At 47.0% G+C, this 20,747-nt stretch carries 14 protein-coding genes; 5 read left to right on the top strand and 9 right to left on the bottom strand.

From position 1 onward, the window contains the following. The first annotated feature begins 9 nt into the window (after nt 1–9). The gene (locus tag AB9P05_RS16655) at nt 10–2,676 is read left to right on the top strand and encodes an ABC transporter permease (protein ID WP_371909964.1); all 2,667 of its coding nucleotides are present in this window, start codon (nt 10–12) and stop codon (nt 2,674–2,676) included. Here AB9P05_RS16655 and AB9P05_RS16650 read toward each other — a convergent pair whose 3' ends face one another. Further along, nucleotides 2,677–3,081, bottom strand: a complete 405-nt coding sequence (locus AB9P05_RS16650; RefSeq protein ID WP_371909963.1) for a hypothetical protein — start codon at nt 3,079–3,081, stop codon at nt 2,677–2,679. It lies immediately after the preceding gene. Between the two features lie 130 nt (nt 3,082–3,211). Between AB9P05_RS16650 and AB9P05_RS16645 the strand changes: the two genes are divergently transcribed. The 3 genes from AB9P05_RS16645 to glgX all read left to right on the top strand — a co-directional run bounded on the left by AB9P05_RS16645 (nt 3,212) and on the right by glgX (nt 7,142). After that, nucleotides 3,212–4,213 carry an MBL fold metallo-hydrolase gene (locus AB9P05_RS16645; protein ID WP_371909962.1) on the top strand — a complete coding sequence of 334 codons (1,002 nt, stop codon included), beginning with the start codon at nt 3,212–3,214 and terminating at the stop codon, nt 4,211–4,213. Between the two features lie 68 nt (nt 4,214–4,281). Continuing rightward, on the top strand, nt 4,282–4,920 hold the full coding sequence (locus AB9P05_RS16640) for an NADPH-dependent F420 reductase (protein WP_371909961.1): 639 nt from the start codon (nt 4,282–4,284) through the stop codon (nt 4,918–4,920). Nucleotides 4,921–4,973: 53 nt separating this feature from the next. Further along, the gene (glgX, locus tag AB9P05_RS16635; RefSeq protein WP_371909960.1) at nt 4,974–7,142 is read left to right on the top strand and encodes a glycogen debranching protein GlgX; all 2,169 of its coding nucleotides are present in this window, start codon (nt 4,974–4,976) and stop codon (nt 7,140–7,142) included. A 51-nt stretch (nt 7,143–7,193) separates the two neighbouring features. On the opposite strand, the gene AB9P05_RS16630 is transcribed toward glgX, so the two are convergent. The 7 genes from AB9P05_RS16630 to AB9P05_RS16600 form a co-directional block, all read right to left on the bottom strand. Next, nucleotides 7,194–8,570 carry a radical SAM protein gene (locus tag AB9P05_RS16630; RefSeq protein WP_371909959.1) on the bottom strand — a complete coding sequence of 459 codons (1,377 nt, stop codon included), beginning with the start codon at nt 8,568–8,570 and terminating at the stop codon, nt 7,194–7,196. 58 nt (nt 8,571–8,628) lie between these two features. Then, nucleotides 8,629–8,799, bottom strand: a complete 171-nt coding sequence (locus tag AB9P05_RS16625) for a hypothetical protein (RefSeq protein WP_371909958.1) — start codon at nt 8,797–8,799, stop codon at nt 8,629–8,631. Nucleotides 8,800–9,441: 642 nt separating this feature from the next. Continuing rightward, nucleotides 9,442–11,751 carry a hypothetical protein gene (locus AB9P05_RS16620; protein WP_371909957.1) on the bottom strand — a complete coding sequence of 770 codons (2,310 nt, stop codon included), beginning with the start codon at nt 11,749–11,751 and terminating at the stop codon, nt 9,442–9,444. A 91-nt stretch (nt 11,752–11,842) separates the two neighbouring features. Next, nucleotides 11,843–13,294, bottom strand: coding sequence for a hypothetical protein (locus tag AB9P05_RS16615; protein WP_371909956.1), 1,452 nt, complete (start codon nt 13,292–13,294; stop codon nt 11,843–11,845). A gap of 127 nt (nt 13,295–13,421) precedes the next feature. Beyond that, nucleotides 13,422–16,268, bottom strand: a complete 2,847-nt coding sequence (locus AB9P05_RS16610) for a hypothetical protein (RefSeq protein ID WP_371909955.1) — start codon at nt 16,266–16,268, stop codon at nt 13,422–13,424. Nucleotides 16,269–16,274: 6 nt separating this feature from the next. Continuing rightward, a complete protein-coding gene (locus AB9P05_RS16605) occupies nt 16,275–17,135 on the bottom strand; it encodes a hypothetical protein (RefSeq protein WP_371909954.1) in 861 nt (286 codons plus the stop codon). Between the two features lie 116 nt (nt 17,136–17,251). Further along, entirely contained in the window at nt 17,252–18,001 is a 750-nt protein-coding gene (locus AB9P05_RS16600) for a response regulator transcription factor (protein WP_371909953.1), read from the bottom strand. A gap of 82 nt (nt 18,002–18,083) precedes the next feature. Between AB9P05_RS16600 and AB9P05_RS16595 the strand changes: the two genes are divergently transcribed. Continuing rightward, the gene (locus AB9P05_RS16595) at nt 18,084–19,976 is read left to right on the top strand and encodes a tetratricopeptide repeat protein (protein WP_371909952.1); all 1,893 of its coding nucleotides are present in this window, start codon (nt 18,084–18,086) and stop codon (nt 19,974–19,976) included. A gap of 61 nt (nt 19,977–20,037) precedes the next feature. Here the strand turns inward: AB9P05_RS16595 and AB9P05_RS16590 are convergent, their stop codons facing one another. Further along, the gene (locus tag AB9P05_RS16590; RefSeq protein ID WP_371909951.1) at nt 20,038–20,658 is read right to left on the bottom strand and encodes a carboxypeptidase-like regulatory domain-containing protein; all 621 of its coding nucleotides are present in this window, start codon (nt 20,656–20,658) and stop codon (nt 20,038–20,040) included. Between the last annotated feature and the right edge of the window lie 89 nt (nt 20,659–20,747).

Below are 20,747 nucleotides of genomic sequence, written 5' to 3'. Positions count from 1 at the left end.
ATGAACAACATGGAAAATAATGTTTCTCCCCCTACCCTGGCACGCAGGCTGTTTGAGTGGTACTGTAACCCGGCGATATGCGAAGAGCTGGCGGGTGATATGGAGGAGGCGTACCACCGCCGTATGGCGGAAGAGGGTAAGCTTAAAGCTGATCTGAGGTACTGGCTGAATGTGCTGATGTTCTTTCAGCCGCGCTTTATCCGCAGGGGAAGTGCGGGGCATGTGATGGATATGTACGGCAACTACCTGAAGGTGGCGCTGCGCAGCCTGACTAAGCAGAAGGGGTATGCGGCTATTAATGTGGCTAGTCTGCTGATCGGGTTTGCCTTTTGTATCATGATCTGGCTGTATGTACAGTATGAGCTATCGTTTGACGGGCACTTTGCGGAGGGGAGGAATATATACCGTGCCTGGGTGAAGGAGGACTATGGTGAGGGGGAGCAATTTTTTAATACGGTTACGCCTATCCCGCTGGGCCCTGACCTGGCGGCTACTTACCCTGAGGTGCGGGCTTTTACGCGATTTGATATGCGCAGTACGGTGGTAAAGCAGGGCAACCGCTTGCTGGAGGGAACTATGCACTTTGCGGACGAGGGCTTTTTTGATCTGTTTGATACGGAGGTGGTGTCAGGTGAGGCAAGTGTGGCTGACCTAGAGAGCATTGTGCTGACGGAGAGTGCAGCAAAAAAGCACTTTGGCTCTGAAGGGGCCCTGGGCCAGTATATGACGGTACAGTTGGGGAATCGCTTCGAGGAGTTTATTGTGCGGGGGGTGGTGGCGGACCAGCGGGCGACGCAAAGTGTTCAATATGATATGCTGGTGAACTATGAGCATTTTTTAGATGTGGTGGGGCCGGAATCGAGAACGAACTACTTTAATATTTTCAGTGAAACGTATGTGCTGCTGCAAGAGGGGGCATGGGCCGCAGATCTGGAGGGGCGGCTGCCGGCACTGGTCAAACGTGTGCTGGGTGAAGACTATCAGCCGGGCAGCTATGTGGTGGGCTTGCAGCCTCTGGAAGACATTCACCTGAATGCTGATATACCTGCCGGGATAGCGCCGGTTAGTGATGCGAAATACATTTATATCCTGTCTGCAGTGGCACTACTGATTTTGCTGGTGGCGTGTATTAATTTTGTGACGCTGGCGGTGGGCCGCTCACTTTCCCGGGTAAAGGAGGTAGGGGTACGCAAGTCTCTGGGGGCAATGAGGGGACAGATCATGTCGCAGTTTTGGGCGGAGGCTTTGCTGACGACATTTGTGGCACTGGTGGCGGGGATTGCTCTTGCGGCCATTTTGCTGCCGGTATTCAGTGAGCTGGCGGGGGTGAAGCTTTCGCTGGAGCTGTCGGTGGCGAACATCCTGTTTATCTTATTGTTGGGGGGTGGTACGGGCCTGCTGGCGGGCAGCTATCCAAGCCTCTTTCTGAGCCGGTTTCATCCGGCAGGGATATTTCACAGTGGCGGGGGTACGGGCCGTAACCGGGAGCTGATGCGGCGGCTCATGGTAGGGTTTCAGTTCGTTCTTTCGATTCTGCTGATTCTGGGCACGCTTACGATGCAACGCCAACTGGCTTACCTGCAGAACAAGCACCTGGGCTTTGAGCAGGAACAACTGATTACTGTGCCGCAGCATATGGAGAGTAAAGTTTTTAAGGACTTTGAAGGATATATTAATGAGGGGCTGCAACGCCGGAATCTGCTGGCGGAGGCCCTGGCTTCTGTGTCTGAGGTGGAGGTGGTGGGGATGTCCACACACACGTTTGGCCAGCAGGGCTGGACGAACATAGGCTGGCAGGATGAAAAGGGGGTATATGAGGAAATTACGATGAATGTGGTGGACAGCAGGTTTATCGATGCTTACGGGATAGATATAAAGGCGGGACGGGGCTTTGATGAGGACAACCGAGCGGGACTGAACTATGGGGTGGTGGTGAATGAGGCTTTTGTGAAGCACTTTGGCATAGAGGACCCGGCGGGCGCTGCCATGCCACGGCCCTTTGGAGACTATACGATACTGGGGGTGGCGAGGGACTTTCACTACCAGTCTCTGCACTCACCGGTAATGCCGGCGCTGCTGGTGGTAAGCCCAATGGGCCTGCTGAAGAACATCACTAATCTGGACTTTGCAACTAACCCGAACCCGAAAATAACGCTTAAGCTGAATACGGCAGACTTACCGGCTACTATGGACCGTATAGAAAAAATCTGGAAGGAGACGCTGAGGGACCAGCCATTTGACTACTCTTTCGTGGATATGACGCTGGCTTCTCAGTATAGTCAGGAGAAGAGGCTGAGCCGCATTATGTGGCTTACGACGTTGCTGGGGATAGCTATTTCCTGCATGGGTCTGTTTGGGCTGGTTACCCTGTCTCTGACTAAGCGCACAAAGGAGATAGGCATACGTAAGGTAATGGGGGCCTCCTCAGGCCAGGTGATGGGCATGGTGTACAGGGAATTTTTGTTACTGATCGCTCTCTCCTTCGGTATAGCGATGCCGCTGGCGTGGTTTGGAATGGAGCACTGGCTGCAGGAATTTGCGTACCGGATTGGCATGGATGCAGGGACTTACTTACTGGCGGGGGGTATAATCACTGCGGTAGCAAGTGTGACTATCTTTTACCACTCGTGGCAAGCAGCAAGAAATAATCCGGTATATGCGCTGCGGTCAGAATAATTAATTATTCTCTTCGAGGGCTTCTTTGGGTTTGATTCCGATGATGACATAGCTGGTTTCTGTATACCTGCCGGTGGTAGGGTCAAAAATCTTGAGGATTGGCCCATTATCGGTATCGGCCTGCTTCCGGCTCAGGGATAGTACGAACTCTGCTCCTTTGGGGACTCCTCCCTGTGCATCTACAATCATAAGGTTTGAAGGAACTACCAACAATCCCTCGTCTGCATCCAGGTCTTCTTTAGGTGCTCCAAGGTAATTGAGAAATAGCATTTCGGGTTCGCTATGCTCGTTTACGCTTACCAGCAACTCTACCTTGTCCTGCATAAGTTCACGCTCGGTTTTACAGGAGGTGAAGGCGATTAAAAAGAGAGAAAGAACGGAAAAGATGCGTACTGCTAGTGTCATAATTTGATTATGGTGTGTTGACTATAACAACGAAAAAGGGGTAGGATCGGTTAGATTTTAATCACATAACAGGGTCATGCGCTAAACAAATTTTGGGGTAAGCGGGTAGTTAAGGCAAATTTCTCCTTTAATGTCCACACACATTTCTAATCCGGATCTACTTACCATAAAAGATAACTGGCCAGGCACTCCGCTGGATGAAAAAGGCCGATTCGTGAACCATGAGCACCCTTTTGAGCCTAAATTTTCGGATCTTATCAAATGGGTGACGGGGCCAAAACCACAGAAAAAGGCAAAGAAAGAGGATGACTTCAGTCCTGAAACGGATGACAGCGGGGCCTTTCTGGAAGGGGATGAGGACTGTATTGTCTGGCTGGGACATGCTTCATTTTATATCCGGCTCTCGGGGATCACATTCCTGACGGACCCGGTATTTTATAATATCCCTTTTACCAGGAGAATTTCACATATACCTATCGCACCGGAAAAGCTGAGGGGGATTGACTACCTTTTGATCTCACATGACCACCGGGACCACTGCCAGAAACAGAGCCTGCAACTGCTGGCGAAGAACAATCCTAAAATGAAGGTAATGGCCGGGCTGGAAATGGAGATGGTGCTGGAGGAGTATACGGGGGGGCTACCGGTACAGACTGCGGGATGGTATCAGCAGTTCAGGATGGCTCATGAAGAGGTGGAGCTTTTTTTTCTGCCCTCCCGGCACTGGGGAAGGCGGCACCTGACGGATACGAATAAGCGGCTCTGGGGTGCTTTTGTATTCAGGCATAAGGGCAAGACGATCTATTTCAGTGGTGATACGGGTTACGGAAGCCACTTAAAGGAGGTGAAGGAACTCTTTGAGGAGGGTGTGGATGTGTGTATCATCGGTATCGGGGCCTTCAGGCCGGAGTGGTTTATGTCTCCTAATCATATAAGCCCATCGGATGCGGTAAAGGCTAGTAATGAAATGGGTGCGCGGTACTTTATCCCTATGCACTATGGCACGTTTGACCTTAGCAATGAGCCTTCGGGGGAGCCGATAGGTATTGCGAGACGGCTTGCGGATGAGGGGAGGCTAAAGGGGACTCTGTGTGAACCGGTGCTGGGAAGGCCGGTGGATAAAATATTTTAAACCAAAGCGTACCTTATTCACTTTCAACTGCATAGCGTAGATTATTTATAAATAAAACGTGTAGCACCATGAAAGTAGGCATAATAGGATCTGGCAATATAGGAGGCAACCTGGGGGTACACCTGGCTCAGGCGGGACATTCTGTATATTTTAGCTCAAGACACCCTGAGCAACTGACGAGCCTGGTGGAACAGGCGGGCAGCAATGCACAGGCGGGCACGCCTGAAGAGGCGGCAGATTACGGGGAGGTGGTGGTGCTCTCGATCCCTTATAAAGCAATAGAGGAAACGGCGGGTAGCCTGAAGGAGAAATTGAAGGGGAAAACGGTCATCGATACCTGCAACCCGTACCCTGAGCGGGACGGTGACATGGCTAAGAAGATCCGGGAAGATGAAACTATGCGTGAAACTGAATACACGGTACAGAAGCTGCCGAATTCGGACGTAGTAAAAGCCTTTAACACGATATACTTTGAGAACCTTAGGGACAAGGCTTTCAGAAGAGGTGAAGACCGGCTGGCTATCCCGCTGGCGGGCAATGATCCGGATGCCAGAAATGTGGTGGCGGGCATGATCTCGGACATCGGGTTTGCGCCTGTAGACCTGGGGGACATGGCTCACTCAGCCCCTATGGAGGTGGATAAGGAACTTTATAATAAGGTAATGAAGCCGGGAGAAATGCTGAACACAATAAAATACCTTGACTAATTGGCTGAGGTAAACAGGGTTCTGACAGAACCCTTTAATAGAAAAAACACTATATGACATTGGAAGGAACGATAGAACACTGGCCGGGTAAACCTTACCCGCTGGGGGCTACATATGACGGGGAGGGAATAAACTTTGCTCTCTTCAGCGAAAATGCTACGGCTATATGGCTATGCCTGTTCAATCATACAAACGACGAGAAGGAATATGTTTCGATAGAAATGACGGAGGTGACGGACCACGTATGGCATGTGTACATACCGGGTCTGTCGCCTGGGCAGCTCTATGGCTACCGGGTGGACGGCCCGTATGAGCCTGAGCAGGGACACCGTTTTAATAAACACAAACTGCTGCTGGACCCGTACGCTAAAGCAATAGATGGTCGGATAGACTGGTCTGATGCCATGTTCGGATATCCTGTGGGGGATGAGGATGAGGACCGTGACCTGAAGTTTGACACGCAGGACAGCTCGGAAGGCATGAATAAGAGCATCGTGATTGACTCTGCTTTTGACTGGGAAGGGGTGGAAAAGCCGCAAACGCCTTTGCACCAGTCGATCATTTATGAATTGCACGTAAAGGGATTTACGAAGCTGCGGGAGGATGTGGATGAGAGTATCCGTGGTACTTACAAGGGGCTGGCGCAGCCACAGGTGATAGAATACTTTAAAAACCTGGGGGTAACGGCCATCGAGCTAATGCCTATCCATCAGTTTGTGCATGACAAAACGCTGATGGATAAGGACCTGCGCAACTACTGGGGGTATAACACGATAGGTTTCTTTGCGCCTCACTCGGGCTATAGCTCAGCGGGAAAGCTGGGGGAGCAGGTGACGGAGTTTAAGGAACTGGTAAAGGCTTACCATAAGGCGGGTATAGAGGTGATACTGGATGTGGTGTATAACCACACGGCGGAGGGTAACCACTATGGCCCTACGCTATGCTTTAAGGGGATAGATAACCAGGCTTATTATCGCCTGGTGGAGGATGATAAGCGGTATTACATGGACTATACGGGCACGGGCAATAGCCTGAATATGCTGCATTCGCGCTCTCTGCAACTGGTGATGGACAGCCTGCGCTACTGGGTGACTGAGATGCAGGTGGATGGCTTCCGCTTTGACCTGGCCTCTACCCTGGCGCGCGGCCTGCATGAGGTGGGTAAGCTGTCTACTTTCCTGGATACGATACACCAGGACCCTATCGTGTCGCAGGTGAAGCTGATCGCAGAGCCATGGGACGTGGGCGAGGGGGGCTACCAGGTGGGTAAGTTTCCTGTGCTATGGGCTGAGTGGAACGGTAAGTACCGAGACACGGTACGCCGCTTCTGGAAGGGGGACGAAAGCCAGGTGGGTGAAATGGCAAACCGCCTGACGGGTAGCAGTGACCTGTACCAGACGGATGGCCGAAAGCCTACGGCGAGTATTAACTTTGTGACGGCACATGATGGCTTTACATTAAATGACCTGGTGAGCTATAATGAAAAGCATAATGCGGCTAACGGGGAGGATAATAATGACGGCGAATCACACAATATAAGCTGGAACTGCGGGGTGGAAGGTCCTACGGATGATAAAAAGATCATCGCGCTGCGTGAAAAGCAGAAACGCAACTTCCTCTCTACGCTGCTGCTGAGCCAGGGGGTGCCCATGATCAGTATGGGGGATGAGTATGGCCGTACGCAAAATGGTAATAATAATGTATACTGCCAGGACAATGAGCTTAGCTGGTTTAACTGGGACTGGACGGAACGTCAGCAGGCTCTCTTCGACTTTACGAAGGAGCTTATCAGCTTCCGTAAGAATGCTCCTGTGATGCGCCGCAGACGCTTCTTCCATGGCCGTAAGGTGCATGGTGTAGGGGTGCGTGATATCCGCTGGCTGGCGCCGGACGGGCACGATATGACGGATGAGGAATGGGACAATGGCTACGTACGCTGCCTGAGCATGCTGCTGAACGGGCATGCGATGGAGGAACGGGATGAAAAGGGGAACCTGATCACGGACCATACTTATATGATGATGCTGAACAGCTACTGGGAGCCGGTGACGTTCATATTCCCGCTTAAGCACCGTAAGTGGGAGTGGGAAATCATCGTATCAACAGATAATCCCAAGGCGATGCACGAAAACACGATGATCCGCGAAAATGTGGAGCTCCCCCCCCGCTCTTTCTTATTACTAAGGAAATGTGAAGCGGAGCCTGACTCCAGTGGGTACTAACCCACCAGCAGGCTAAGCATAAGGCCGCAGTGGATAACCGCTGCGGTTTTTTTATGCGGTTGCGGAGGCTTTTTTGATAGTTTCCTCCTGTATATCGATTGCCTTTTTTTCGTTTAAAGCTTCCTGAAGAATTTTAGACTCAATTGTATGTTTGAATCTACTTAGAATAATCTGATCTTTAGAAACACCTTGGCTTTCCCATACACAATAATCATTATCTATATTTTCTAAAGCCACCTGAGAACACCCTCCATTACATATCGGCTGAATCCTACAAGAATTACATGGGTTATTTTTAAATTTACTATTAAGGCGTTTATAATACTTATCATTCCAACTTATTGAGCCGTTTTCTTCTAAAATACCCTCGGTTCGATCTGAGGTAAAATCTCTAGCAGTACATTTATGAATTTCCCCATTATAGTTTATAGTAGCCTGATATTTTTTATCCGCATAACAAGATTGCCTAACTGTATCAACATTAGAAAATTGTGAGCTAGTGATAAACCCTCTTGTCCGAAAGGCAGTAATAATTGATTCTACTTTATCAATTTTAGGGTCGCCTTCCTGCCATACATTATGAAAAGAGAAAGTTAAATTGGTTCTGGTCTCGTAGTCCAAATCTTCAAAATCATCAATGACATTATTGATTGATTCAAGGGTTTCTTCAGTATAATTTATTCTTGCGTGCACATTCAAACCTGACGTTGTCAGGGCTTTGATGTTTTCGACTATTTTTTTATATGAACCCTTGTTATAATTGACATACCTGACTTTATTATGCTGTTCTAAACTACCATCCAATGTTATTTGTAATGTAGTTACATTATAGTCTTTTAACTTTTTTATTACTTTCTCTGAAATTAAATAGCCATTTGTAGTAAATGACATCGAAAAGGATACATCCGAATTTTTGAAAATTTCAGTGGCATAATCAGAAATAGGTACAATTGCCTGCTCAAAGTACAAAAGGGGCTCTCCACCAAACCACGACAGGTGAAAATTTTTCAGCCCTTTCTGATTCTTAAATACATGTGATATATGTCTTTTAATTTTTTCCTGGGTTTCATCATTTAGCTTTGAGCCTTTAATATGACTTTCGTAACAATACCAGCACTTAAAGTTGCAGTTCATAGTTGGATTAATAATTAGGGTGTAATTAGAATCATCCATGTCAATGGAATCTCTCAGAGCCCTAAAACTCAAATCCTCATCCTTTTCATCAGGAACAATGAAACCTTTGTCCGACAAGGTATTAAAAAAAGCAGGGTGTACCTGTTTTAGCTTATTTATTTCATTATCACGATTACCTGCCGTATATAACTCATATAAAAAAGGGTCTAATATAATAAAACCAAGGGTGAGGGAATTAAAGGCTACAAATTTACCCTTATATGGAACGAAAGAATTAAATTTACTGACTTTCATGATCATAAATTTTCAATAAAGCTCTATCTGTAATCAGATAGAGCTTTATTTATAACTGTTAGCAAATATTAAGCTTAATTACGAGACAGAAGTTACCCGCGGCATCAGCTTCTTCTATCACTCCAGATTCAACAGCTTGAAATCCACCATGGAGCATTCCCATTTGATCTTCTTTTACATCTACCATAGAAGACATCAATTGGTCAATAGATTTTTCTACCTTTTTCATAAAAAGAGATTGATTTGAAATAACACCTACTCATACGCTTTTCGGTATTCGCGACCTTATCAGAAGGTATGTCAAACTTATCCTCCTATGATCTCATTATATGAGACTGCAGTTATTTAGAATAAATCTAACCAATTTTTTTATACCCTATATTGAGGCTCACAGGCTCAGAATAGTAATAACTTTGCCTTTGAGAAGAATACTTAACTGGTCCTCCTAAATCCCTCAAGACATCGAGGTACCGAAACAACATACTTCTACTTAATCCTATCTTACCTGCGAATTGGTCAGGAGTTCCTGTCGCTCGCAAACGTATAAATTGGTCCATTCTTTCGAGCCTATTCAAATAGCTAGTTACACACATAGTCCTGATTTTTAGACCTTTATATTAAAAACAATAGATAAGTTTGGCAATATTTATCTGGAGTTTTTAGTAAAGAACAGAATAACTAAACAACCTAAACTAAATTTTACTTTTCAGCATTTAAGCAAAATAATCAGTACACCGTACTTAAAATGAGGTTTCGGAAATGAAGAAAAAAAACAGCTGGTGTATCTCTATACGAATAGTTAATAATATTAAACCAAAAAAAACCATCCGCCGGGTGGACGGATGGTTTTGACGAATTGTGTATGCCTAATTTAGCCAGAGACTTTCTCGCCGTAGGCGTAGGTATTATCTCCGCTGGTGAAGCTGCAGCCTTTCTCAAGGGTGAAGGCTTTTTTACCAGCCAGATTAATTAGAAGTCTTGCGATGAAGCGCTGGGTGAGCTCTCTCTGCACGGCCCAGTCGATAGATTTACGGCGGAAGTCATTTACCATAAGGACTTTGCTATAGTTGAGCTTCATGTCCCTGGCCAGTGGGGCGAGGGTGCCTGTTTTAAACCTGGTGAAGTCGGTACTGATGTTATTATCCCAGAGTTGATAGGCAAGGGCTTTGGTTTCCATGTCGCCATAGTTTACCCCCTGGTCTTCGAAGGTGCTTTCAAACTCGGCGAGTGAAGGATACTTCTGTTCCAGCATCCGGCCTATGTCTCGCTTTATGGAGTCTTTGGTGATGTTACCGGCGTGGGTATTAAAGTACTCTTTGAAGTAGGTAGTATAGGCTGCTCTTCGCTCTACCATGGTGCGGCGTCCGTCGTATTTAACGTATGGCAGGCACTCGCTTGCGGCGGCGGCCAGGGCATTGGTATCCAGGAAGATCAGGTCATTGACGATGCTTTCAAAGGTGCCGTAGGGGATATTGAGAAATACCTTGAAGTCCACAGGCTGCTTTTCCAGTTTACTCCACAGGTCGTTGTAGGCGGTTTCTACATCGTCTTCTTCCAGTATGCCAAAAGTATAGGCTATGTCGACCATATTCCGAAGTCGCAGCTTGCCCTCATTCTTCTTAAGGTCCTTTGTTTTCTCCTCATAGTTGAGGGTAAGGTTGTAGTCGAACTGGTCACAGGTGGCCTGGCCTGAGTCACTGACGAAGCCGGGCATTTTGGCATTAAACTGTATGTTGCCCATGTGCTGGAAGTTATTGCCCTCCATGGCACTGACGGCCCGTTCGTTGCTGTAGTCGGTCACGCGGAAGAGTACCTTATTTCCCTGGAGTACTTCTTCTGTTTCTAGTTCTTTGATCCTGTCATCGTCAAACTTTACCTTCCAGCCGGCAATGCTGAGGCCTATGCTAAAGCCGCGGCTAATGATAAGCTTGGTTACTTTCTTATACTCGGTAAGGGTAACTCCGCTCTGACTGCTTTCAAAGGCCTGGATGAGGGGGTCTACATTAAGAAAGCGCAGGCTTTCAAAATGCTTTTTCATGGCGGCGGCGGTAAGGGTGGCGCTGAATACGGTGTCCTGTGACTTGGTACGGCTGTAGGTAAGCTCGGCAGATAGCTCAAGCTTGGCTTTGAGTATATCAGATATGTCTTTTTTTACGGCATCCCGTTTGGTCTTATACTCTTCCAGGTACTTCTGCCCGTCTTCTTTGATTTTATCTACCTCAGCATCGAGGCCAAACAGCTCCATGGCCTGCTGCAAAAGGTCGGCATTGTTCTTTATCTCAGTAAGCAGCTTGCTTTGGGTGATCTTCTCATCTGCGAATTTCTGAAGGGAATCGAGAAGCTTATTTGAGTTTTCAATTACTTCTGCCTCGCCTTTGTCAAAGGCCTGTGAGATGACTTCATCTATAAGTTCAGGATTTTCTATCTGAGCTTCTGCGGCAAAGCCGGCCTTCAGCCCGGTGACGTTATTTTTGACTCTGCTGAGGTTGGCGACAAACTTATTATCCAGTTTTTGGATGGAAAGAATAAAGTTGTCGGTAATGTTTATGGAGGCAGTGGCACTTAGGTTAGCCCCCAGATTCAATTTTATGATATCGGATGTCTTCAGTATTTCCGAGATGTCCGTAAGGCTGGACGTTACAGCATCGGTCCAGTTGAATTCGGCTTTGAAGGAAAGACTACCGTTAAGTATCATACTTACGGCCTCACCGTCTTCAAGGGCGAGTACATCCTCTTTGCTGAGGATAATCCGGAAGCTTTTTATGTCTTCGGCAAAGGCTTCATGAAACTCCTGATCGGGCTTATGTATGCGATAACTATTGAAGGTAATGGCTTGAGAAATATTAGCCTGCAGGCCTACATTCGGCACTTTGAAGGCACCTGACAGCTTAAGTTTGCCATCGAGCGAATACCGTATATAATTGCCGCTACCGCCTTCAAGAGCGGTTTTCAGATCTAGTTTAGAGTCTTTGCTTTCGTGGTTTAGGTCGCTTACCTCATTATACAGATTGATGCTGATACCGGCACCACCATCTACTGCAATGGTAAAGTCGCCGAGGTTTTCTTTCTGATTCTTTTCGAAGGATTCACGCTTCAAAATCTCGACATCACTTATTTCAGATAGCTTTTTATTGTCATAAGGTGCGAGGTTCTTAATGCTTAGTTCTTTAAACAGGCTCATAATTATTTTATTGAGGTTTGGTACTGGCTAAAGTACCAATAAATAGTAAATGGATTTCAATTTTCACTATATACAATAGCGTTAACGCTATTCACTGACTCAGGCCTGTATATTCCCATACATCCCCCATTTTTTGAAATACCAGCTTTTCTTCGGGTAAAAAACCTACCCAACTCAGGGTACGGGTTTTATACCACCCGGTTTCTTCGCTCAATTCATATCTTATATTAAGATAGCGAATGGGCCTGGTATAGCGGACTCTGACAATATACTTACCTCCCTGCCCCTTCCTTATACTTACTACGGTAGGGTCAGGAGGTACTGTCTCAACTATACCGAAGGTAAAGTATAGTGCTGCGAAGGTGGTATCGGTTTGAAGGCTCATTTTCCCTCCACCCATAACAATGGGTTGAACGAACCCGAACTGGTTCCAGGGGGTGAGTTTATTGATGTCTTTCTCTATGACAGGTTCTATATTCTTTTTGAACTCTACTATGGTATAGCCATTCGTAAATCCGTAATAGTTTCGGTAGTAGGTGCTAATGCTATCGTAGGTAAGGGTGGCGTCAATTAGATACTGTATGCCGGCAAGGGTGTCATTGCGCCTGTTAGTTCTATGTTCTGCCTCTCTGACAAGGGCCTCTATTTGCTGCTTGCGCTTTGTGATACCTTTCTCGAGTTCTCTGTGGTCGGGCTTGTCAGCGGCGGGGCGCAGGATGAAGAAGTAGGTGGCAAGGCAGCTAGCAAGCAGAAATAAGGCCACAAAAAAGGCCACTTTCCATACAGGAAAGCGAGGGGGAGCGGCAGGAGGTGGTTTGGAAGTAACTGGAAGGTTTCGCATAGCTGGTTGTGATCGGGCTTTTTTTTCAGATTCTTTTTTTATGTAGTGTGTAAGCTTTTGAGTATTTCGGGTGTCGGATAAATAGACTTGTAAGGCGATGGCCATAAAGTCTATAGGAAACGGATCGGCTAAAATCATTTGGCTGGTATCCATATACCCTGACTCTTTGGTAAAACGCAGAGTGAATACACCCGGAGGACCTGCTTTATCGACTTGATCGCTTACGTAAAGCTTAATTTTCGGAAGCGAGGACAGTTCTCCGGATTCAGCCGCAGAAGGAGCCTGAAAAAGCAAGTACTGGTAGGTGTCCGAGATATAGCCTGTGAATGTAAGCTTGTCCTCTTCGCTCAATCTGGTTATATCCAGTATGGGCGGCCGGTCACCGAGAAATTCAAACAGGGAATCTGCTTTTATAAAGAAATCCTCAAGACGGGGGTAACCGGCATACTCTGCAAGTGCCTGGATATTCTCTTCCCTGGCGGACACCCTGTCATTATGGGCCTCCAGATTGTTCCGCGCCTGAGTAAACTTTTTATCCAGGTATTTTTCATCAAAAAGGGGCTTGGATGACCTTTTCATTCCGGCTACCTCAATGGCTAGTTTCCGAAGCCCGGAGTAGTCAGGCTTAAAGCCTTTCCGGGCGGCAGCAGACCATATTAAAAGCATGAGATTTGCCGCAGAATATTGTTCGTTTACAGCCATATAAGGATAAGTTTAAGCTGGCACACAACATTTCTTCATTGGTAAAGTCTGGCGATTCTTAGTCATAGGGTTGTTTATATTATCTCAGCTGAGCCTGTGTGGTCCCGCTGAGAGGAGCAGGAGGTTCTTAACCGCACTGACTCAAAAGCCACAAGAGGGTGAGCCCGATGGTACCCCAGATTATAATCTGTGTCAATACGGGTTTTTTCTCAGGCCGTGGGTCTACCATAATTTTGCGCAGGTAAAAAGCCACTTCTCTCAGGTTCTTATCTTCCCGCGTACGCCATTGGGTAAACAGGTAGCCGAGCAAATCTTTATCGGTGGCTTTACGGTAGGTAAAGTAGCGGTAAAGCATGCGCACCTGATCCTGCAGAGCAGCAGGCTCCTTTTTCATCAGTTTGGTGATAAACTTGTCCGTTTCTGTGTCTATCTGAGGCATTACATGAATATATTCCTCATGAGCGGGACTTTGGGTTCTCTGACTACTGGCGGGGTTGTAGCTTTGGTACTGGTTTACGCTTTCCGGGGGTTGTCCGTACAGGAGGTATTCGGCTACTTCCCGGCGCTCCTCGAGCTCAAATTTGTTTGACAATACGGCAAGCCCGAGTGCGGCCAGTTTCTGAATGTCCCGGTCGCCTCTTTCCAGCCAATGGTAAAGCATCTGCTCCACAAGTGTGAGAGGTCTGCGGGAAGGTTCTATCCAGGCACTAACATAATGGCCTTCTACTTCTACTGTGCAGTCTCCGCCGGTCATCAGGCTGCGTTCTTCCACATAACTTAGGTAAAGGGCTGACGTGAATACGCTGAGATCGGGATCTAATGGGGGAAAGAATGTGAGGATATACTTTCCAGACATACGCCAATCCTGGCTAAGGAGTGTGATGGCGGTGCTGAGGATTCGCTGGCGCAGCTCTTCTCTCCCCTCCTGCTGATATAGTTCGTGCAGGGTTTCGACTACATCATTGCGGCTAAATTTTTCGGGGTCTTGGTGATCATAATCGATCTTGGACCAGAAGGCCAGAATGGTGGCGAGCATCTTATCGCGAATGGTCATCTTATGCCGGCGGTTTTTCCGGCTGGCATCGTCTCTCACTGTGTCGAGCCAGTGCTCTACGGTCCTTACGAGGTCTTTGGGGTGGTCCTGGTAGGCAAGTTGAAGCCCACTGGCAATGGGCTCGTCGAGGTCGTCTATGCGCATGATATGCTCGGTAAGTACGCTGCGCAACTGAAAGATATGGTGGTGTATGAAGCGGGGCAGGGCTTCGCAAATGGCGGCATTTACCCTTGGGTAAGAATCCCGGGCCATGCGTATAAGTTGCTCTATTAATCTCTCACTTAGCTGGTTGGGCTTATCATATTCGGCTGCATAGCCGAGTACCTTTACGGTAGAGGCTCTGATGTATTCAATGGCCTTATCGTCATAGTTACGCTGGTTGAACTGCCCCAGCCGCTGGCTTCTGACGAGTTCGCCTACGAGGGACTTCACGTCAGCATCGTTCTGCCACCTGTCGAGGGTATCGAACAATAACTGGTCATGGCCAAGCTCTCTCCACCTGGCGAGGGCCTTGGAGGCTACGCGGGACATGCGCCTATCTGAGGTGGCGCTAAGCTCCATAAGGGGGCTTTCTACTGAGGGCAGGTGGACAAGACCGAGGTCGCTAAGGGTATGACTTACGGTTTGGCGCAGGACCATACGGCGGTCACGGGTGCCCAGCCGCTCAAAGTCAAATGTATGGGGCTTGGCAGACTGCATGACTAGCTCTATGAGCCGGGGGAGCATATCGAGTATGTGTCGGCGGTGGGTGCTCCAGGCAGCGCGTATGAGTTGGGTGCGCTGGCCGGTAAAGCGGCTGCGGAGCAGGCGCTTTTCTTCGTGTATCTCTTCAAACTCGAAAAAGAGCATGAGAAATTCAAGATCGCAATAGTCCAGGCACTTGAGGGTTGGGTCGCGGTACTCCCAGAAGCCGAGCACGGCCTCTTTCATAATGCCGAAAAACTGGTCGTCATACATGCCTTCCATCATAGAGGCAGCAAGGGTAATGAGCTGCTGTCTCATACTGAGGGTTTTAAACCACTTGGCTACCAGGGCATCGCTGCTATCTGTTACCTCTTTTACGAGTTCCGCGAGCCTGCTGGCATCCGGGGCCTTAGCGAGGCTGGCTAGCATGTGTACTAACAGATCTATCTCTTCGGGGCTGTCGTACTGTTGGCTAATTTCTGCCAGGCTCATGGACTCTGCCAGCTTATAGTCTGGGGTGAAAGCGGGGTTATCTTCTATCCAGGCTATGCCGGGGGCTTGCTTTGCCAGGGCGGTACAGAGGTAGGCTGTGAGCTGATCCTGCGAATAGATATGCTTATCGGGTACACTGAACCACAGGTCATCTACCAGCGAGGAGTGGATTTCCCAGCTTTCCGGGGGTACTTCAGTAGATATGATGATGTAGTGGCCTTTTTGCCGGGCAAGATGATGTACGCGCTGGGTGTCGTGCCCGAGCTGGCGCGGGTGCATCCTGGGCAGGAGAAAAATAACAGGCTCCTCCTGCCTGCTGATGGCCTGGAGAATATCATCGGTCTCATTGTTTTCCCTAAGTTCGAGTACAGGAAGGGGGTGTCCGGACTTTATGCGCCTGGCGAGGTGCCTTAGGTAACGTTCCTTGTCAAAAGCGGGGTTGTTGCCTATAAATAACAGGCGATGATGCCGTACGCTGTCTACCAGCGCTTCAGTAAATACAGGTTCAGGGTAGGGGCTTTCTTCTTTCAGAATAAGGCTGGCAAACTCAGCTTTGTAGCCATTGTAGACGGTATGATGATTAATATCCCGAAAGGCTACCTGACTGGCGTGCACTTCGGTTTCTCCGGCAATATAGTTTCCGTGAATGGTGGTAGACTCCTTGGGTGATCCGGCGTCTTCAAGGGCTTCGGTGTGATTTTGTGGCAGCAGGTCTTCATTTTGTTCAAGTAGCGCTGTATTCATAGCTGATCAGGTATTTTGGTTGTAATGATTGTTATTGGTGATGTGCACATCGGAGCTGGTAACGAACTGCTGGCCGGTGCCGTGATTGTCTTGCTGTATATTGACCCCGCCCTGAAAAACGGTACCGTGGACAGTGCCGGATAGGGTATTTCCGTTTGGGAAATCTTTTGGGTCTTTTGTTTCGGGAATATTTATAAGTCCTGGAGAACAAAGCAGAATGGTTACCATATGAAGGTCGGTAACTGAGGTAATAACCCTCTCTGCGGGCCAGTCTGGGGGTATAGGGGGCTTTTCATTAGTATGTATAAAAACAAACCATCTCTCCTTCAGCTCTTTGGATAACGAGCTAAAAGGGGCGGGTTCCGCAGCCGTGGTTATGATTACTCCTCCCTTTACACCCATAGCCATTTTACTATGGATAGCTTCTTCTTCGCCAGAATCAACAGAGTTCACTACAGGAACTGTCTTGTCAAGGATATTTATTACGGGCGATAGCTCTTTCTGGTAATGATCATATAGCTTCTTGGTGACTAAAAAAATGGGTGCCTGGGTGGAGGAATTATTACCCATCAGGGCACTATAGGAAAGGTACCTGCTTTGATAGTCTGCAAACTGACTATAGCCGGCAAAGCGGGCCAGGACGTTAATCCTCTCTTCAGAAAACTCGGGATCTGTTCCTTTGTCAGACCATATAAGCCTCTCTTTAAGGTATCTTCCCGTCCATTCTATATTGAGGTGTTTAAATCTTTCATCCTCTTCCAGCGCAATAGCTAAATCTTTCATTCCGTCGGATGAAAGAGACACATCGGCTTTTACTGCAGCTAGTCTGATGAGAAGACCTGCCTGACTGGTATTGTATTTCGGCATTTTACCGTCGGGTTGGTTATGCCGAATACTACTTCCAAGGTGAGATTATATTAAATTTACTATCCCAAACGGGGGGGAAAGTTTCCGTACGCAATTTCAGGCATTCCTAAAAAATATCAGGAGAGCAGCGTTTTGATGTTATCACGGTAGCTGGGTCCTATAGACAACCGGGTATTTCCTTTCACGATAAGTTCGTTACCCTCATAGCCTGTAATGAAATCAGCGTTAACCGCATGTGACTTATGAATTCTTACAAATTTTTCTCCGCCCTTTTTTTCTGATAATATGTCCAGCACTTTGTTAAGGGGACGGCTATAGATAATGCTCTCTCCCTCCACAAGCATGATGGTACAATAGGCTCGTTCTGAAATCAAATGGGTAATACCTGAGAGCTTTATGCGGTGATGTGCTTCTTTGCCGGTTTCACTTTTCAGAAAAAGAGAATCATTTAAACTTAGGTTCTCATTACGCTTTACCTTGTGAAAGGACTGGCTATTGTCCTGTTCGAAAACCTGCTCTATGGTGCGCTTCAATTGTAAAAATGTTATGGGCTTAGGTAACATAAAGCTACCGGGTACTGCTTTGCACCTTCTGAACACTTCATCTGACTCATTGGCCGTAAGGAAAATTACAGGCGCATTATGAATGGAGCGAATTTCTCTGACAGTGTCCACGCCATCAAGATTTCCTGCTAACTGAACATCCATCAGAATACCATCGGGCCACGTGCTACCGCATATTTCAATAGCTTTTTCTCCTGAATGACAAATGGTATTTTCGTACTCTAACTCTTTCAGATAGCTCTGGATTTCCTCTGCCAGGAAAGAATCGTCTTCAACAATAAGAATGTATCCCTTCTCACTCATATGCCGATCTTAAAATTTTATCAATAAAAAAGAATTTTATTCTAAATTGAAAGCTAATAGTAAAGGAAACAGTGTCTGATTGATGAGTGTAAAGCAGCTAATTGTACAGATAGGAATCGGGCTGGTATGTCTTACGATATGCTCGTGTGCAGAGGAGCCTCCCCCACCCTCACTGTATGATACCTATCATAAAAAGGGGGTAAATGCCTTCGTGGGCAAGACCTACGACTCTGCCATATATTACTGGGAAAAGGCGATGGAAGTAGCAGAGGCTAACGGAAACAAATTAAATGTAGCCGCCTCACAAAATAACATTGCCATCGGTCTGAACCATCAGGGTCAGCTAAAAAAAAGCCTCCTGAGTTATGAAAAAGCTCTGGCTACGCACAGGGAGCAAGGTATCGATACCCTTATAGCAGGCACGTTGGTTAACGTAGCTCAAGCTTATACACCATACGACAAAAGTCGTTCTGCAGAATTGCTATACGAAGCAGTGGGGATACTGGAAAGGCTTGAAAAAGAGAACCCAAAGCTGATAAATGCCTATAATACCCTGGGTAACGTAGAGCAAAACAGAGAGGCCTATGAAAATGCTATCGAACTTCATGAAAAGGCTCTTTCCCTGGCAAGGAAGGTTAATCCATCAAAAGTAGGCTATACGTATCATAATTTAGGGGCAGACTACCTGGAAATGGGCCAGTGGGAACCTGCTCTTGAGTACCTTTTTAAGTCCCTTGATTATAAAGATAGCCTTCGGTTAGCTGGTGAACCAAGTAACATCGAAATTACCTATTACGCCCTCGGACGGGCCTACCTGGCCGGCAATAAATATGATAAGGCCGAGCATTACTTTAACCTGGCCAGGGCTATCTATTCAGATGAAAACAATAAAGACCAGATAGCCTATGTGGACATCAGGCTGGCAGAATTGGAATTACAGCGAAACCGGTATGAGACTGCAGCCGGCCAAATCAATAAAGCCTCTGTTTATGCTCCGCGTGCAAGTGATCCTGAACTTCAGCGTGAATACCAGGAGGTAAGGTATCAGTTTTTTATGACTACCTCGCAGTATGAAAAAGCCGCCAATCTATTGAATGAAATATTAGCTATCAAAAAAAGGGTGCTGGATGAAAAAAGACAAGTACAATTGACGATGATGGAGGTTGAGTATGATGTGGACCAACTGGACCAAACCATACAAGGACAGGAGGTAATTATACGAAATAACAGAACCATAATCATACTTGCCATAGCTGCAGTTATACTGCTGGCCATTGTACTGGTGTTCATATATATCAACTATCGTCAGGCAGACCGCCGCAGGCTAATAGAAAAGAAGGCGAGGGAACAAGAGGCTAAGCAAAAAGAGGAAATACGGCAACTGCACGAAGAAATGTACCACAGGGTTAAAAATAACCTGTCTACTTTCTCATACATACTTAAACTGGAAGCAGAAAGGTACAGTACTGATGAAACCCGTGAAGCACTAAGAGACCAGAAAAACAGGTTGACAGCCATCAGCACTATTCATAGTAAGCTTTACCTGGCCCAGGACAGTGATAAAAAAATTGCGCTTAACCTAAAAACATATCTATTTGATCTGGCGAATGAGATACTATACAGCTTTAGATATAATAATAAAGTCGAGTTAATAACAGAGATGGACCGCCTGGACCTGGATATGGACAGGGCCCTGTTGCTCGGCCAGTTACTTAATGAGTCACTTACCAATGCTTTTAAATATGCGGTACCAGGTAACCCAGCCCCTCAAGTTACCATCCGTTTAGTTAAGACCCCTTCAGGAGAGTGGAAGCTGGAAGTAAAGGATAATGGTAAAGGGATAAAGGCAGAAACCCCGGATGCAAGTAATAGCCTGGGCATGAAAATTTTCAAGAACTTAACTAATCAGCTAAAGGCCAAGTGGTATATGCATACTACTAATGGGGTAGGCCATACATGGGTATTTATGCCCTAGATCATAAAAAAGGCATTCGCAGTAAAGCGAATGCCTTTTTTATGACTTCAGGTGCTACTCGTTATTGCTGAAGATTGACTGGAAGGTATTTATCCCCATCAATTACTATACTATCAAGTGTACAAGTGGAGTAGCCCGTAGCCGAAACTATTATATCATAAGCTCCCGAATTGGGTACATTCGTATAATAGTCTCCGTAAGCATCAGACTGTGTGTTAGCCACTATGTTGCCTGTGCTGTGCTCTTTAACGGTTACATCCGCATTGGCAATCTGAGTCTGGCTGCTACCACTGCCTGACGATACAGGCCCCTGAATTATGGGTTCGTTCTCATTCACATCGTTACCATCGGCAGTTTGAGAGACTATCTGGTTGCTCTTATCCACCTCGGGTAGTTCCACACCGAAGTCACATGAAGTAAGAAAAAAACCAATAGCGATAAGGGCAAAGAATTTATTTGAAATTGACATAAGAATCATCAATTGAGCCCCGACAGCCTCCGAAAAGGCACAGGTTTCCCATTCAGCCTGATGAGGGCTGCCGGAGCGGTGAAGAAAAATTTGATTATTGTGCCTGACCGGCAGGCCCACTCTGGGTCTGCTTCGCAGTGCGTGCAGGGAAGGCGTGCTGCCTTGGTGAGAGTCGCCGGGCTTTATCGTTCCCTTGGCCCGGGGGGCTGCCACCTTAGCAGTTGCCGCGGTCTCGATAGCCGTGTGTCACTTATCCGGTGTTGCTATCTCGCCGCCGATGATTCAAATATGAGGGATGAGGT

The sequence above is a fragment of the Roseivirga sp. BDSF3-8 genome, assembly GCF_041449215.1.
Lineage (GTDB): Bacteria > Bacteroidota > Bacteroidia > Cytophagales > Cyclobacteriaceae > JBGNFV01.
The sequence above is the reverse complement of the archived record's forward strand: the minus strand, read 5'-3'. Positions and strand labels throughout refer to the sequence as shown.